At 55.4% G+C, this 16,416-nt stretch carries 13 protein-coding genes; all 13 read right to left on the bottom strand.

Annotated features, from left to right (window positions below; genetic code table 11):
- Positions 1-241: 241 nt before the first annotated feature.
- The 13 genes from der to pbpC all read right to left on the bottom strand — a co-directional run bounded on the left by der (position 242) and on the right by pbpC (position 16,415).
- A complete protein-coding gene (gene der / locus ACOTYN_RS14320) occupies positions 242-1,714 on the bottom strand; it encodes a ribosome biogenesis GTPase Der (protein WP_014884806.1) in 1,473 nt (490 codons plus the stop codon).
- A 112-nt stretch (positions 1,715-1,826) separates the two neighbouring features.
- Positions 1,827-3,005 (bottom strand): outer membrane protein assembly factor BamB, encoded by a 1,179-nt coding sequence (gene bamB / locus ACOTYN_RS14325; protein WP_014884807.1) that lies wholly within the window; start codon positions 3,003-3,005, stop codon positions 1,827-1,829.
- Positions 3,006-3,015: 10 nt separating this feature from the next.
- On the bottom strand, positions 3,016-3,636 hold the full coding sequence (locus ACOTYN_RS14330; protein WP_071921923.1) for a YfgM family protein: 621 nt from the start codon (positions 3,634-3,636) through the stop codon (positions 3,016-3,018).
- 13 nt (positions 3,637-3,649) lie between these two features.
- Positions 3,650-4,924, bottom strand: a complete 1,275-nt coding sequence (gene hisS, locus ACOTYN_RS14335; protein WP_196347700.1) for a histidine--tRNA ligase — start codon at positions 4,922-4,924, stop codon at positions 3,650-3,652.
- A gap of 80 nt (positions 4,925-5,004) precedes the next feature.
- Positions 5,005-6,123 carry a flavodoxin-dependent (E)-4-hydroxy-3-methylbut-2-enyl-diphosphate synthase gene (ispG, locus tag ACOTYN_RS14340; RefSeq protein ID WP_023337626.1) on the bottom strand — a complete coding sequence of 373 codons (1,119 nt, stop codon included), beginning with the start codon at positions 6,121-6,123 and terminating at the stop codon, positions 5,005-5,007.
- Between the two features lie 26 nt (positions 6,124-6,149).
- Positions 6,150-7,157: a cytoskeleton protein RodZ gene (rodZ, locus tag ACOTYN_RS14345; RefSeq protein ID WP_023338666.1), complete on the bottom strand. Its 1,008-nt coding sequence runs from the start codon at positions 7,155-7,157 to the stop codon at positions 6,150-6,152.
- Positions 7,158-7,449: 292 nt separating this feature from the next.
- A complete protein-coding gene (locus ACOTYN_RS14350; RefSeq protein ID WP_014884812.1) occupies positions 7,450-8,616 on the bottom strand; it encodes a bifunctional tRNA (adenosine(37)-C2)-methyltransferase TrmG/ribosomal RNA large subunit methyltransferase RlmN in 1,167 nt (388 codons plus the stop codon).
- Between the two features lie 169 nt (positions 8,617-8,785).
- Positions 8,786-9,217: a nucleoside-diphosphate kinase gene (gene ndk, locus ACOTYN_RS14355; protein WP_003860625.1), complete on the bottom strand. Its 432-nt coding sequence runs from the start codon at positions 9,215-9,217 to the stop codon at positions 8,786-8,788.
- A gap of 121 nt (positions 9,218-9,338) precedes the next feature.
- Positions 9,339-10,214 (bottom strand): 4Fe-4S binding protein, encoded by an 876-nt coding sequence (locus ACOTYN_RS14360; RefSeq protein WP_200557672.1) that lies wholly within the window; start codon positions 10,212-10,214, stop codon positions 9,339-9,341.
- On the bottom strand, positions 10,214-11,002 hold the full coding sequence (locus tag ACOTYN_RS14365) for a dimethyl sulfoxide reductase anchor subunit family protein (RefSeq protein ID WP_332958124.1): 789 nt from the start codon (positions 11,000-11,002) through the stop codon (positions 10,214-10,216). Before ACOTYN_RS14365 ends, ACOTYN_RS14360 begins: the two co-directional genes overlap by 1 nt.
- Positions 10,995-11,624 (bottom strand): DMSO/selenate family reductase complex B subunit, encoded by a 630-nt coding sequence (locus ACOTYN_RS14370; protein ID WP_332958122.1) that lies wholly within the window; start codon positions 11,622-11,624, stop codon positions 10,995-10,997. Before ACOTYN_RS14370 ends, ACOTYN_RS14365 begins: the two co-directional genes overlap by 8 nt.
- Positions 11,621-13,999, bottom strand: a complete 2,379-nt coding sequence (locus tag ACOTYN_RS14375; protein ID WP_332958119.1) for a DMSO/selenate family reductase complex A subunit — start codon at positions 13,997-13,999, stop codon at positions 11,621-11,623. The genes ACOTYN_RS14370 and ACOTYN_RS14375 overlap by 4 nt, the downstream gene beginning before the upstream one ends.
- A gap of 88 nt (positions 14,000-14,087) precedes the next feature.
- Positions 14,088-16,415, bottom strand: coding sequence for a peptidoglycan glycosyltransferase PbpC (gene pbpC / locus ACOTYN_RS14380; RefSeq protein ID WP_332958117.1), 2,328 nt, complete (start codon positions 16,413-16,415; stop codon positions 14,088-14,090).
- Between the last annotated feature and the right edge of the window lies 1 nt (position 16,416).

The raw sequence follows: 16,416 nt of genomic DNA on the forward strand, positions 1-16,416 counted from the left end.
ACGTATCTGACCGATTTTTTACATGCGGCGAAAAGTTAGTTAACCATTTGATAACCAGATGCTAGTTTTGTCTAGTACCGGGCCCGGGACTTTAAGACGAAAATTCGACGATTGTCTACTTTCTTAGTTTTAAACATGGTTAAAAGTGAATAGTGATTGACATCACACAGAGAAAACCGGCGGTATGATTGGGCAAAAAAAAGCCCGCGACATGCGCGGGCTTTTGTGAGTTCAGCAAAGCTTATTTGCTTTTCTTAATGTGCTTAATCAAACGCTTACGTTTACGCATCTGGTTCGGCGTCAGGGTGTTGCGCTTGTTAGCGAACGGGTTTTCCCCTTCCTTGAACTGGATGCGGATAGGCGTGCCCATCACGTCCAGCGATTTACGGAAGTAGTTCATCAGATAGCGCTTGTAGGAATCCGGCAGGTCTTTCACCTGGTTGCCGTGGATCACCACGATTGGCGGGTTATAACCCCCGGCGTGAGCATATTTCAGCTTCACGCGGCGACCGCGTACCAGCGGCGGCTGATGGTCTTCCGCAGCCATATTCATGATGCGGGTCAGCATGGCGGTGCTCTGACGGCGGGTGGAGCTGTCATAGGCTTCACGCACGGATTCGAACAGGTTACCGACGCCGCTGCCGTGCAGGGCAGAAATAAAGTGCACGCGCGCAAAGTCGATAAAGCCCAGACGGAAGTCGAGGGTCTCTTTCACCTGCTCGCGCACTTCATTGCTCAGGCCATCCCATTTGTTGACCACGATAACCAGTGAGCGCCCACTATTGAGGATAAAGCCGAGCAGAGAGAGATCCTGATCGGAGATTCCTTCACGCGCATCAATGACCAGCATAACGACGTTGGCATCTTCAATCGCCTGCAGGGTTTTGATAACGGAGAATTTTTCCACCACATCGGTGATTTTCCCGCGCTTACGTACCCCGGCGGTGTCAATGAGGACATACTCACGTTCATCGCGCTGCATCGGGATGTAGATGCTGTCGCGCGTGGTGCCAGGCATGTCGTAAACGACCACGCGTTCTTCACCCAGAATACGGTTAGTAAGTGTAGACTTACCTACGTTTGGACGCCCCACGATAGCCAGCTTGATTGGCAGATCCTGCGGATTGAAGTCGTCTTCAGGCTCTTCTTCGCCCTCAACGCCCTCTTCAAACTGCGCCCAGTATTCAGCGTCTTCGTCCACCTCTTCCGGCGGGTTAACTTCATCAACCCATGGCAGCAGAACGGTTTCCAGCAGGCTGGTCACGCCGCGACCGTGCGATGCCGCAATGGGGTAGATTTCACCCAGGCCTAAAGACCAGAAGTCTGCAACGGCCTGATCGGCATCGATACCGTCAGTTTTGTTCGCCACCAGGAAAGTAGGCTTTTCACGCGAGCGCAGGTGTTTGGCGATGGCGGAGTCTGCCGGCATCAGGCCAGCGCGCGCATCCACCATAAACAGCACCACGTCCGCTTCTTCAATCGCCAGCAATGACTGTTCCGCCATGCGGGTTTCAACGCCGTCCTCTGTACCGTCAATACCACCGGTATCAATACAGATGAACTCGCGTCCTTCCACCTCTGCACGACCGTACTTACGGTCACGCGTCAGCCCCGGGAAATCCGCAACCAGCGCATCACGGGTGCGTGTTAAACGGTTAAAAAGAGTGGATTTTCCAACGTTAGGGCGCCCGACAAGCGCGACCACAGGTACCATGTTTGAAGCCTCATAAAATTCAAATAAACGTCGCATTCGCGGCGTTTTTAAAAATGTCAAAACGGCTCCTGAGTGAACAGGAGCCGTTTAGTATACTACAACCGCCGGGTAATTAACGCGTGATCGCGTACAGCGTACCGTCTTTTGCCTGAATCAGCAGTTTGCCGTCAGCCACAACCGGATCGGTCAGGAAACCAGAGCTGTCGACTTTTTGCTGTGCAACAAAGCGGCCGTTATCCGGATCAATCCAGTGCATATACCCTTCGCTGTCGCCTACCACCAGGCTGCCGTTGTACAGTGCTGGCGCGGTCAGCAGACGGTGCAGCAGATCGCTTTGCGTCCACAGGGTCACGCCGCCTTCAGTGCTCAGCGCCAGCAGACGGTCGTTCTGGTCAACCATATAGATACGGTTACCGTCCACGATGAAATCATTTACAGAACCCAGTTCACGTTTCCACATGATCTGGCCGCTGCGAAGATCCAGCGCGGTGAGGTTACCGTTATAGGCCAGCGCGTAAACCACACCGTCTACGATGACCGGCGTTGTGTCGACGTCGCTCAGACGGTCAATTTCCGTTGAGCCTGTAGCCTGAGAGATACGCTGCTGCCAGATCATCTGGCCCTGCTGCATCAGCACGGCACTCACGCGACCGTTATCACCGCCTACAATTGCTGCACCGAATGCGGTAGCAGGCGCAGATTCACCGCGCAGAGAGAGCGCAGGCATGTCAAGGTTAACGGTCCATTTCACCAGACCGTCCGCTTCGTTCAGCGCCTGCAGCTGGCCGTTGCTGGTATGAATCAGCACCAGGCCGTCGCTCACGACCGGGCGAGACAGGGATTCACCGGCCACGGTGGTTTGCCAGGCAATGGAGCCGTCGCTGGTGTTCAGGGCATAAACCTGCGCCTTTTCGCTACCCACATAGACATGACCACCGGCAACCGTCAGGCCGCCAGACAGCAGTGCAGGTTTACGGGAGAACCAGCCATCTTTTTCCGCCAGGTTAACAGACCAGACTTCTTTTCCGTCATCAGCATTGACCGCTTTCACGGTACCTTTACGATCGGCGGCATAAACAACGCTGTCCGCAAAGGCCGGATGAAGGTTGGAATAAAAGTCACCAATACCATTACCAACGGAGACATCCCACGCGGTAGAAGGGGTAAACTGGTTTTCAACCGTCGGCAGTGGGGACATTTTTACAACGTCTTCTTCGCCACTGAACAGTGAACAACCACTCAATAACGTAACAGAAAGCAGTCCTGGCAGAAGTAATTTACGCAATTGCATCGGGTCCCTCTCAGACGGACAAATTATTTATTTTCATCTGCATCATTTCGCTCAGCGCAGGTGAAGCTTTGCTATCCACGCCAGCTTGCCACGCTTTACGCGCGCCCGCTTTGTCACCTTTGCTCAGCAGCGCTTCACCGCGCAGATCGGCAACGATGGCAGCAAAACCTTCGCCTTTAACGGTATCGAGCGTTTTCAGCGCATCGTCAGCTTTTTTCTGCTGAACCTGAATACGTGCCAGGCGCACATTAATCACTGCTTTCAGGTTTTCATCGCTGGCAGCAGCAAGACCCTGAGTCAACTGAGCAACAGCTTTATCCAGTTCGTTCTTATCAACGTACTGCTGAGCCACTTCCAGCGCAGCCAGCGCGCCGTAGGTGTTTTTGTTGTCAGCAGCAAATTTCTCTGCCGCAACCAGCGTTTGTGGCTGATCGGCACGGATCGCGCTCACGGTATTTTCATAGGTCAGAGACGCGCCGCGCGCGGTATCCGCCTGATGATTGTTCCAGTAACGCCAGCCAATCAGCGCGCCCACACCTAAAATCACCCCAACAACCAGCGCTTTGCCGTTCTCAACAAAGAAGCGTTTAATCGCGTCGACCTGATCGTGTTCGTTCTCGTAAATTTCCACGCAGTCTTTCTCCTTAGCCCAATAGAGTGCGCAAATGCGCCGCAACGCCGTCCTGCGTTACCGTTGTTTGCTCACCAGAGCGCAGGTCTTTAACTACCACTTCGCCGTTAGCCACTTCGGACTCACCCAGCACCAGTGCAATACTTGCGCCCCACTTATCGGCACGAGCAAACTGTTTTTTGAAGTTGCCGCCGCCATGATTGGTCATCAGCTTAACGCCCGGCAGCGCATCGCGCACGCGTTCGGCAAGCTGCATCGCCGCAGACTGCGTTTCCGCGCCTGAGGCCACCAGGTATATATCGACAACGGAATCTGCTTTAAATTCCGGATTAACAGCCTGAACTAACAAAACAAGTCGCTCAAGGCCCATCGCGAAGCCAACGCCAGGTGCTGCACGGCCACCCAGTTGCTCAACCAGACCGTCATAACGACCGCCGGCACACACGGTGCCTTGTGAACCGAGGCTGGTGGTCACCCACTCAAACACGGTGCGGTTGTAGTAGTCCAGGCCGCGCACCAGACGCTGGTTCACGGTGTAGGCAATGCCCGCCGCTTCAAGCAGCTTGCACAGGCCGGTAAAGTGTTCGCGAGACTCGTCGTCCAGGTAGTCACCCAGTGCAGGTGCATCATTCAGCAGCGCCTGCACTTCCGGGTTTTTGGAATCCAGCACGCGCAGCGGGTTGCTGTACATGCGGCGTTTGCAGTCTTCGTCCAGCTTGTCTTTATGCTGTTCCAGGAATGCAACCAGCGCATCGCGATAGTTCGCACGCGCTTCCAGAGAACCGATAGAGTTCAACTCCAGCGAAACGTGCTCAGCAATACCGAGCGCGCGCCACCAGCGGGCCGTCAGCATAATCAGTTCGGCGTCGATGTCCGGACCCTGCAGGCCAAACACTTCCACACCCAGCTGGTTGAACTGACGATAACGACCTTTCTGCGGACGTTCGTGGCGGAACATCGGGCCGATATACCACAGGCGCTGCTCCTGATTGTACAGAAGACCATGTTCGATGCCGGCGCGTACGCAGCCCGCCGTCCCTTCCGGACGCAGAGTCAGGCTGTCGCCGTTGCGGTCCTCAAAGGTGTACATCTCTTTTTCAACCACATCGGTCACTTCGCCGATCGCGCGTTTGAATAACGGGGTCTGCTCTACAATCGGCAAACGGATTTCGCTGTAACCGTAGCTGCCGAGCACCTGCTTCAGTGTGCCTTCAATGCGCTGCCAGATGGCGGTTTCGCCAGGCAGGTAATCGTTCATGCCGCGGATGGCTTGAATGTTTTTTGCCACGTTTATTCTCTTTCTATATACAAAAAAAACCCAAAGAATGGGTTCAATCATACATGGGAAACGGCACGCTTCCCATCACGTTATTTTTCAACCTGCTGAACGCTGATACGCTGTGTCTCGTCCATCATCGCGGCTTTAGCGCGGATGCGAGCTTCGAGCTGGTCGATCATGTCACTATTATCCAGACGATCTTTACGAACGCCATCTTCATAGAGACCACTTTTCTTGTTACCGCCGGTCACGCCCAAGGTGGACACCAGCGCTTCACCCGGACCGTTCACCACGCAGCCGATGATGGAGACGTCCATCGGGGTGATGATATCTTCCAGACGCTGCTCCAGGGCATTCACCGTACCGATCACATCAAATTCCTGACGCGAGCAGGTTGGGCAGGCAATGAAGTTGATCCCACGCGCACGAATACGCAGTGATTTCAGGATATCGAAACCGACCTTGATCTCTTCTACCGGATCGGCCGCCAGCGAAACGCGCAGGGTGTCACCGATCCCTTCAGAGAGCAGCAGTCCCAGACCGATCGCGGATTTGACAGAACCGCTACGCAGGCCACCCGCTTCGGTGATCCCGAGGTGCAGAGGCTGATCGATCTGTTTTGCCAGCAGGCGGTACGACTCCACCGCGAGGAATACATCAGACGCTTTTACGCTAACTTTGAACTGATCGAAGTTAAGACGATCGAGATGATCGACATGGCGCATCGCGGATTCGAGCAGCGCCTGCGGCGTGGGTTCACCGTATTTTTCCTGCAGATCTTTTTCCAGCGATCCCGCGTTGACGCCGATACGGATAGGGATATTTTTGTCACGGGCGCAGTCCACCACCATGCGGATGCGCTCTTCGTTACCGATGTTGCCCGGGTTAATACGCAGGCAATCAACACCGTATTCGGCCACTTTCAGCGCGATACGGTAGTCGAAGTGGATATCCGCTACCAGCGGAACGCTGACCTGCTGTTTGATCAGCTTGAACGCCTCTGCGGCATCCATGGTGGGCACGGAGACGCGAACAATGTCCGCGCCTACACGCTCTAATGCTTTGATTTGGTTGACCGTTGCTTCCACGTCCGTGGTGCGCGTGTTGGTCATCGACTGAACGGCGATGGGTGCTCCATCGCCGACTGGCACATTCCCAACGTAAATCCGTTTCGATTTTCTACGTTGAATCGGAGCCTGGTTATGCATGAAAAATCTCCCGCGTTGCCCGTCTGTTACTGTGCTGCTGATTGTTCGGCATTAACGGTAAGACGTGCAACCTGGTTAGTTCTGATAAAGCGGCTCAGGTCGACAGGTTTTCCTTGATACTGGATCTGTACCGCTGCCGGAGCGCCGATTTTAAGTTTGTAAGGTGCCTGACCCGTTAGGTTTAACGTGCCATCTTTCCGCTGCAGGCCGCTAAACAGTTTTTTACCTGTCGCGTCAGTGACTTCCAGCCAGCAGTCGGCAGTGAAGTTCATCACCAGCGCGTTTGGATCGGCTGCTGGTGCGGCAGTAGCCGCCGGGTCGGTTGGCAGGGATGCCGCGGTATTGTCCGTTGGCTGAGTCGCCGCAGGCGCGTTCGCCGCAGTATCAACATTCGCCTGAGAAGGGGCAACGACCGCGTTCTGATCCTGAGCCTGAGGCGCAGCGGTGTTAGCCGTGGCTGCCGGAGCCTGCGCCGCATCGGTTGCCGGAGCCGTTGTTTGCGGCTCGCTTGAGGTGGCTGCACCGTCGGTGTTCAGCGGGACGCTCTGAGCGCCACCATTCCCTGCCTGATTGAGTTCAGCAGAGGATTGATCGGCCATGGTGGTGATCTCTTCCTGCTGCGCCTTATGGTTTTGCCACCACCACGCGCCGGTCAGGCCGATCACCACAAACAGCACCAGCCAGGTAAAGCTCATCAGCCAGCCATCACGTTTTTTACGACGTTTCCCCAAGGAGAAAGTTTGCATCGGCGCCACTTTCGCTGCGCGAACCGGTGCCTGCTTCTCCATCATTGGCAGTAATTCGTTTTCGGGGATGTGCACCAGTTTTGCGTAAGAGCGGATATAACCGCGCAGAAATGTTGAAGCCAGATCGGCAGGCGCCTTATCTTCTTCAATATCGCGAACCGTGGAAACCTTCAGGCACAAGCGTTCTGCAACGGCTTGCTGGCTGAGTCCGAGTTGTTCACGGGCGTTGCGAAGACGAACGCCAGTGGAGAGTGCTTCATGTTGGTCGTGAGTGGCTTCAGTATTCATTCGCTACAACTACTGGTACGTGAAAAAAAGGGTTCAGGTGCCGGTGAGTCACAATGCCACCCGCACCGCGAAACTTCAGGTCAGTTAACCTTGAACAGACAGTATAAGACTGTCAGCCCGGAGATGACAGTACAGCCCTGCCCGAACGGCTAAACTGTTGTTACGTCGTTACATACTGCCCGAAAGTCGGATGAAACGCACCGTAATTATTGATCAGTCTTCACGAATCTGACTGATTATTCAGTAAGATTATGCATCACGGCGCAGATAATGCGCCGTGGGTGCATAATAATCAAACAGCTTTGACCGCAATCGTCTCACCCTGCATGCGTTTACGCAGGGTACGTTTGGTTCGGTCAATGACATCGCCAGCCAGTTGTCCACACGCTGCATCAATATCATCACCACGGGTTTTTCGCACGATAGTGGTGAAACCATACTCCATCAGTACCTTGGAGAAACGGTCAATACGGCTGTTCGAACTACGGCCATACGGCGCCCCCGGGAACGGGTTCCATGGGATCAGGTTGATTTTGCATGGCGTATCTTTCAGCAGCTCAGCCAGTTGATGCGCGTGCTCGGTACCGTCGTTAACGTGGTCAAGCATCACGTACTCGATGGTGACGCGGCCCTGGTTGGCGTTGGATTTCTCCAGATAGCGGCGCACGGCAGCGAGGAAGGTTTCGATATTGTACTTTTTGTTGATCGGTACAATTTCGTCACGAATTTCATCGTTTGGTGCGTGCAGGGAGATAGCCAGCGCAACGTCAATCATGTCGCCAAGCTTATCCAGCGCAGGGACAACGCCTGACGTCGACAGCGTCACACGACGCTTGGACAGACCGAAACCGAAGTCATCCAGCATGATTTCCATTGCCGGTACCACGTTAGTCAGGTTCAACAGCGGCTCACCCATCCCCATCATCACCACGTTGGTGATAGGACGCGTACCGGTCACTTTTGCCGCACCGACGATTTTCGCGGCGCGCCAGACCTGGCCGATAATTTCAGAAACGCGCAGGTTACGGTTGAACCCTTGCTGAGCCGTTGAGCAGAATTTGCACTCCAGCGCGCAGCCCACCTGGGAGGAGACACACAGCGTGGCGCGGTCTTCTTCCGGGATGTAGACGGTTTCAACGCGCTGATCGCCTACGGCAATCGCCCATTTGATGGTGCCATCGGCAGAGCGCTGCTCTTCCACCACTTCCGGGGCGCGGATTTCAGCCACTTCTTTGAGCTTGTTACGCAGCACTTTGTTGATGTCAGTCATTTCATCAAAGTTGTCGCTGCAGTAGTGGTACATCCATTTCATCACCTGATCGGCACGAAACGGCTTCTCACCCATATCTTTAAAGAACTCGCGCATCTGCTGACGGTTCAGGTCCAGCAGGTTAATTTTTCCATTTTTATTGGGAACCGCAGGAATGGCGACTTCAGAGGTATTCACTAATTCAGACATAATATTTTCCGGCCTCGTTGTTACACGTTGTGGCCCCTGGAGGGTTGAATAGAAACGCCCCGGACAGCGGTCTGCTCATCCGGGGCGTTGCATTGTACAAAGTCTGGCGCAGGGATGCCACGTTTGCACGTGGCATTTACGAAATTAATGTGTAAACGAAACCGTTAAATTAACGGGTGCGTGGACACACTTCGCCTTCTGCGAAGAAGAAGGCGATTTCGCGTGCAGCAGATTCAACGGAGTCAGAACCGTGGGTGCCGTTCTCGGTGAAGCTGTCCGCGTAGTCAGCGCGCAGGGTACCGGCCAGCGCGTTGTCCGGGTTGGTTGCACCCAGCAGATCGCGATGGCGCTGTACTGCGTTCTCGCCTTCCAGCACGGATACCACGATAGGACCGGAGGTCATGAACTCAACCAGACCGTCAAAGAATGGACGGCCTTCGTGCTCAGCGTAGAAACCGCGAGCCTGCTCAACGGTCAGGTGCAGCATTTTGGTGCCAACAATTTTGAACCCTGCTGATTCAAAGCGAGCGAAGATGCTGCCAATAACGTTTTTTGCCACCGCGTTTGGTTTGATGATGGAAAAAGTACGTTCAATAGCCATGATAACCTCTGTCAATGTTCTGTTGTTTTGCATACCTGAGTATGGTGTGGCGCGGATTATAATGAGCAATAGCGCCATTGCCTATGGTTCTGCATAACATTTTTTTAAAATGAGACGAAGATTAGCAACAGGTCGAATCGCGCATAGCGAAGTGATGGCGTGAACAGAGCGGGCAGTGCTTTTCATCCATCCTGAATGACCAGAAATGACGATGACACGTCAGGCAAACAGCCTCACAGGCAGGCGTCACGCTGCTTTTCGCGCTCTGTTCTGTCTGCGTTATGCTTATCGCGCCATGCTGACACACCGCTTCGCACCCCCCACACCCGGTACAGCGTCCGGTTTCCACCACCAGCGTGACATTCTCAAAACGAATTGCGTTTTCCGTGCAGCTTCGCCAGCATGCCCCACACAACATACATTTTCCGATGTCGAGAACGATGTCTGACTCACTAAATCCTGCGAATGCCCTGCGCAGCTGACGCTGGCCCGGCACGACGTTACAGCGGCGCACATCCTCCCGCGGAACATACATAAGCGCACGGCGGGCAATATTCACCTCGTTGATCGGGTCAGGCTTAAAAGCCCATACCGCTTCACCCCGTCGACGAAGCACAAGATTAAGCCGGGCAAGCGCCAGTAACCAGGCCGGGTAGTGTTCCGCTTCAATACTGATAAAACGCACGCCGTGTTGCGCGTGCCATAGCAGCAGCTCATTCACCCCTGGGGCATGTTCAGTAAAAGGCCCAACGAGGGTATCGCCACGCAGAAAGCGTTTTCGCGGCGTGATGTCGGTAATGGCCTCGGTGGGACAGACGAACAGGCAGTCACCGCAGCCTATACAGCGCTGTTCATCAACCGAGATGCCCATTTCAGTAAAAGAAAAAACCTGCGCGGGACAAACGTCCGCGCAGGCACTGCAGGCAGCATGGCGAAAACGGCGACGCACGCACGCATGCGTCACCTCTATCGCCGGGGATAATGACAATTCGCCCATCAGCCAATACTGAAGAAAACGAAGCGCAGCATAAGCTCACCCACGATCAACAGCGCACTGCCCAGCAGCATTGGGCCTCGCGCCGCTTTCAGACCGCCCGCGGCAAAGCACAGCATACCCGCAACCGAAACGCACCAGCTCAGCAGATGTACCGTGCGCAGTTGCTCCAGCATCTGCAACGGTGCGTGAGGGAACGTCACCACGGTGTTATCCATGGTCGCAATGTCTGCCAGCCAGACGGGCTGCATGACCAGACGCACAAGCACCAGCAGCGCGACAATGACAACCGCCGCACGCACGGAAGTTTGGCAGCGCAGCCCAACGGCCATGCAGGCTGAACCTATGATCCCCACTGAGCCGATGAACAGCACCAGAGTGTTAATGTGCTGCCAGGTCACCACCGACGTATGCATGTAGATCTGCGCCATGCAGAACACATCCACCAGCCCGACAACACCGGCCACAACCAACAGCAGCTTCCAGCCTGGTTTTTTGGCAAACATCAGCAGCGTCGCAAGGCCCAGTGCCGCAAGGTAAAGGCTGGCAAAGACGATCTCACGGCTCAGCCAGGAGCTGGAAACATGGCGCAGCGCGTTAAGGGCGTTGAGCGGATAGCCCATGTGCAGCGCCGAGGAGAGAAGCCCCAGACTGGCCAGGACAAACGCCCCGGCAGCGGGCAGCAGCAGACGAGAGTGCGATGCACGCGCCTCGCCAAACGCCAGCCAGAGGGTCATGCCTACCGATCCCTGCAGGAACAGCGTAAATATCAGCAACGGTAACTCATGCATGACGCTTCCCCTCTTGCTCTGCACCCTGATGGGCTTTGATTACCAGGTTCGGTTTTGTGATGGAAGAATCAGGCAAACCTTTCACATCGCAGACCGCGCCGTATTTCTCCCGAAGTTCATCAATGGGTCCGAATTTGATCGCTTCGAGTGGACAGGTCGCCACACAGACTGGCTGCTCCCCCTTTGCCTGGAGATCCACGCAAAAATCGCATTTTGACATCTGTCCGGTCTGCTCATTGAGCTGCGGCGCGCCGTAAGGACATGACCATGCGCAGTAGCCGCAGCCAACGCACTTGTCCGTATCGACGCGCACGATGCCGTCGCCCGGACGCTTGTGCATCGCGGTAGTCGGGCAGTTTTTGGTGCAGACCGGGTCCGCACAGTGGTTACAAGAAATAGAGAGCGTGTAAGCAAAAACGTTATTGCTGACGCCCCCCTGCCCGGTTGGGATGAAATTTCCGCCATTGACTTCATAAACGCGGCGGAAACGACGTCCAACCTCAAGGTTATTTTTATCTTTGCACGCCACCTGACAGGCCTTGCAGCCCGAACAGCGGGAGGAGTCGATATAAAAACCCAGCTGTTTATCGCTCACCGGCGCGTAGTGTTTAAACTGACTCATGCTTTCGCTACCTCCACCAGCATGGTTTGATGAGAATTCCCTTTCGCAAGCGCGGTAATACGTGCTGAACTGAGGACGTTCGCGCAACCGCCTTTATCAATACCTTGCTCGTCCGGCTGCCACCAGGCACCTGCCTGCATGGCAACGACGCCTGGAATGATGCGCGGCGTCACCTCGGCCGGGATTTCACAAATGCCACGCGCGTTATGGATGCGCACGGTATCGCCCTGCGCAATGCCGCGCTTTTGCGCATCCTGCGGGTTAATCCACAGCTTTTGCTGCTGGGCTTCAATTAACCACGGGTTAGCATATTGGGTTGAGTTGGCACGGTTTTTCCCTTTCCAGGTAATCAGCTGAAGCGGGAAAGTTTTCGCCAGTTCATCTTCCGGGCCTTCATGAGCGGGAACGTAGTGCGATAGCGCCGGAATTTCCGGGTGTTGCATGTCGTACAGACGCTTCGAGAAGATCTCAATCTTCCCGGACGGCGTCGGGAACGGATGATTTTGCGGATCGCGAATGTTGTCTTCAAAGGCAACGTACGGCGCGCTTTTGAAAAGATGCTGACGCGTTTTCTGTAGCGTCGTGAAGTCCGGCAGATTTTCCTCCGGCATCGCCAGCCGCGTCTGCTCCCAGATGTGCTCAATCCACGCTTTTTCGTCACGGCCCTCGCTGAACGCGGGTTCAATGCCGAGCTTCGCGGCAACCTCACGCAGCCAGTCGTAATCTGAACGGCGCTCAAACTCAGGCTCAATCAGCTTTTCCGACAGGATCAGATAGCTCGCGGTTCCCCAGGTTTCGCCAATATTCCAGCGCTCCATAAAGCTGGTTTCCGGCAGAAGAAGATCGGCGTATCTGGCGCTCGGCGTCATAAACAGATCGCTTGCAACAATAAATTCGATTTTCGACTCGTCTTCCAGCACGCGGGTAGCCTGATGGAGATCCGGGTTCTGGTTAGCCAGGTAATTGCCGGCCAGCGAGAACAGGATGCGGATATTGCTGTCCAGTTTGTCAGCCTCTTTCAGACCAACATCCGCCGTCACCTGAGAAGCATCGTCGGCGGCCTGCACCCAGTTCATCACCGATATTTTGGCTTTTACCGGGTTATCCGGCATTTCGGGCCCAACGGCAAATTTGCGGTTAGCGCAGCCGCCATAGCCTGCCGCCCAGCCGCCTTTTACGCCGACGTTACCCGTTAGCGTCGCCAGTAACGTTGAGCCGCGCGCGGTGCGCTCGCCGCAGTTGTGACGCTGCGGCCCCCAACCCTGGATCAGTGCAGCAGGTTTAGTATTTGCGTAGTCGCGAGCCAGCTGACGGATAGTCTGCGCAGGCACATGGGTAATTTTCTCGGCCCACTCAGGGGTTTTCGCCACGCCGTCTTTTGCCCCGCTCAGGTAAGCCATCAGGGATTCATTGGCCGGAACGCCTTCCGGCATTGATGCTTCGTCAAAGCCCAGGGTATAGCGCTGAATGAAGTCGCGATCGTGCAGGTTCTCTGTGACGATCACGTACATCATGGCATCCATCAGGGCATTATCAGTGGCAGGAAGCAGCGGGATCCACTGTTCGGCAAGGGAGGAAACCGTGTCTGAATAGCGCGGATCGACAACGATAAAGCGGGTGCCGTTTTGCTTCATCTTCTGGAAGAAGTAGTTGCTGTGACCAAAAATCGTCTCCGTAGGGTTATGCCCCCAGAGGATGACCAGTTTCGTATCAAGCAGCGTGTCCAGAGAACTGCCGCTGGCGGCGGTGCCATAGGTATACGGCGTGGCTGCCGCCGTGTTGCCCATACTGACCGAGTGATAGCTTTCGAGGTAGCCGCCGGTTAAGTTGAGCAGACGACGAACCATTTTATCGCCGGAAAACGTTCCGCCAGAAACTGCGGTACCCACATGAACATAGCGTGAAGCCGCACCGTATTTTTGCGTAATCGTTTTTAATTGATCCGCAATCAGCGTCGTGGCTTCATCCCAGGTAATACGTTCGAATTTTCCTTCGCCACGTTTACCTGTACGCTTCATTGGATATTTAAGCCGATCGGGATGATAAACAAATTTCCGATACGCTCTGCCACGAACGCAGGCACGCATAACCGGCATCTGCGGATCCAATGCATTATCCGGGCGCGAGGAAATTCGGGTGACAACGCCTTCGCTGACGTGAGCTCGAATATCACACTTCCCCCCGCAGTCAAACGTGCTGCAGGTTTGCACCACTTTTTCTTCCGGCGCCGCACGTGTTGCCGCGGCGTCCTGCGCCTGTACGTTGCGGGTTGTCACAACAAGCGGAAGGGCGGCGAGCGCCGATCCTGCCTGAATAAAATGACGTCGGGATATCTCGGGAATAAAACCCTCTCCCTGATTTTTATTTTTTTTCATTGCTCGTTCCTTCAAATAAAAACGCATTCTCGTTTTTTTTCAGGAACGAATGTTGATAATTATCAAGCTAACGCTTTAGGGGTAAAACTTAACGGCCCAGCTCGAAATTTACCGTCGCCGTTTGTCCTGCCTCATCCATCACAAATAATTGATAATTACCCGGCAAATATAATTTTAATGAATAATTATAATTCCGTCCTTTTAACGGTTCTCCGTTTAAAAACCACCAGCGCTCACCTTCTCCACCTGTCGTAATGACAGAAAGCGTCACATTTCCTTCACCCGGGAGTCGCTTAATCACAGCTCCCTCTCTGATTCCCGAAATCATAAGCGGTGCCGCATTGTTATTATCCAGAGGCGGACAGACTGTTGATTTCGCAGGAAGACGCGCCGCCCTTTTTTCTGCTGCTGGCAGCCACGACTCCAGCGGCAGCGGCCAGACATCGAGGATTTTCTCCGTGGCAGCCGGGCAATCTGCTGCAACGCGCTTACCCGTTTTATCAAGCCAGACCGGGAAACGAATGCCGCGAATACCTTCCTGTTCCGGTAAAAGCAGCGTAGGCGGCTCACTTCCTTCCAGCAACCATGTGGAAAGGCGACGCCGACAGTTTTCACTGCCTTCCGGCAGCGACTGACCGCCAGGCCAGCAGATCACACCCTGCCCGACGCTCTCCGGACGCGGATCGCGCGGCAGGCGGGCTTCGTCTACCGTCGAGCGAGACTGAAGCAGGTTATTTACCTGATTCAGGAGCGGCACCGCGCTGGCAAAACCAAACTGCCCGGCCACGGGCGTGCCGTCCGGTCTTCCGGTCCAGATGCCAATGACGTAACGGGCGTTCAGACCTATTGCCCAGGCATCACGGTAGCCGTAGCTGGTGCCGGTTTTCCACGCCAGCGGCGCAATTTGCGGTAGCGCACTGTCCGGCAGCGGCTGCGCCTCGTTGGCGAGAATACGGCGAATAATCCACGCTGAACCTGCCGATAACAGCGGGCGCTCAACAAGCGCGTCGCCAGGCTGGAAGCGCAGCCTTCCCGCCTTGCCGTGTCGGGCAAAGGCGCTATAGGCAGCGGCGATATCGGCCAGCCGCGCGCCTGCACCTCCCAAAATCAGCGACAAATTCGGTTGTGCCCCCGCAGGCAGGATCAGCGGCAGCCCGGCATTGCTCAGCATTCCGGCAAAACGCTTTGGCCCGTAGGCTTCCAGCACCTGCACCGCCGGCAGATTGAGGGAGCGTACCAGCGCTTCACTCATGCTGACCGGCCCGTGGAAGCCGCTGTCGAAATTTCCGGGGCGATAATCACTGGTTTTTCGAGGAACGTCCTGAAGCAATGAGGCGGGATGGATCAGGCCATCATCCAGCGCCATACCGTAAATAAAGGGTTTCAGCACCGATCCCGGCGATCGGATCGCATTGACCATATCAACATGGCTAAATCGACTGTCGTCGTTAATATCCACCGAACCGACCCAGCCGCGCACTTTCATATCCGTATGATCCACGACGATCATCGCCAGCGAGCTGCGTGCCGGCAGGCGGGATTTCCAGTTCATCGCCAGCTCTTCCAGCTGTCGTTGTAGTCCGGCATCCAGCGTGGTGACAATTTTTGTGTCGCGGCTTTTGCCGAGCATCATGCGAGCAAAAAGCGGCGCCAGCTGCGGCATCTGACGGGGAGCCAGCCATACCGGCTCTTCACGGGACTCTTTTACCTGTTTTTCTGACCAGACGCCCTGGGTCATCATGCGGTCGAGCACTTTATTGCGTGCCGCTTCGGCCCGCTCCGGCCAGCGGTCCGGGCGCAGACGACTTGGTGCCTGCGGCAGTACGGCCAGCAGCGCTGCATCGGAGTAGCTAAGCTGCGAAGGTGGTTTCCCCAGATAGGTCCAGCTTGCTGCCCCTACCCCCTGCAGCGTGCCGCCAAACGGGGCACGGTTGAGATACAGCGTAAGAATATCGCGTTTGGAGAGATGCCACTCCAGCTGCATCGCCCGCCAGAGCTGACGGATCTTTCCACCGAAGGTGCGCGGATGCGGATCCAGCAGGCGCGCCACCTGCATGGTAAGCGTACTTCCACCCGAGACCACTCTCCCGGAGGTGAGATCCTGCCAGGCGGCGCGCATGACAGAGAGTGGGTTTACGCCGGGATGATCCCAGAACCAGCGATCTTCATACTGGATTAGCGCCTCAAGATAGCGGGGAGAGACCTCTTCAATGGTCACCGGATAGCGCCAGATGCCCTCCGCGTCAGCAAAACGCCACAGCGGCGTGCCGTTCTCATCCACCACCACCCGGGCGGGGTTAACCTCTTTCAGAGGTAACGGCCACAGGCGGTCGGCGGCGAAAACCAGCCCCCATAAAATGAGAAGCGCTCCCGCCAGCCAGAGCCAGCGGGAGCGTGTCAGACGTGCTTTCAGCATA

Source organism: Enterobacter cloacae complex sp. IR5458, assembly GCF_049238025.1.
In the GTDB taxonomy this organism is placed as follows: domain Bacteria; phylum Pseudomonadota; class Gammaproteobacteria; order Enterobacterales; family Enterobacteriaceae; genus Enterobacter; species Enterobacter kobei.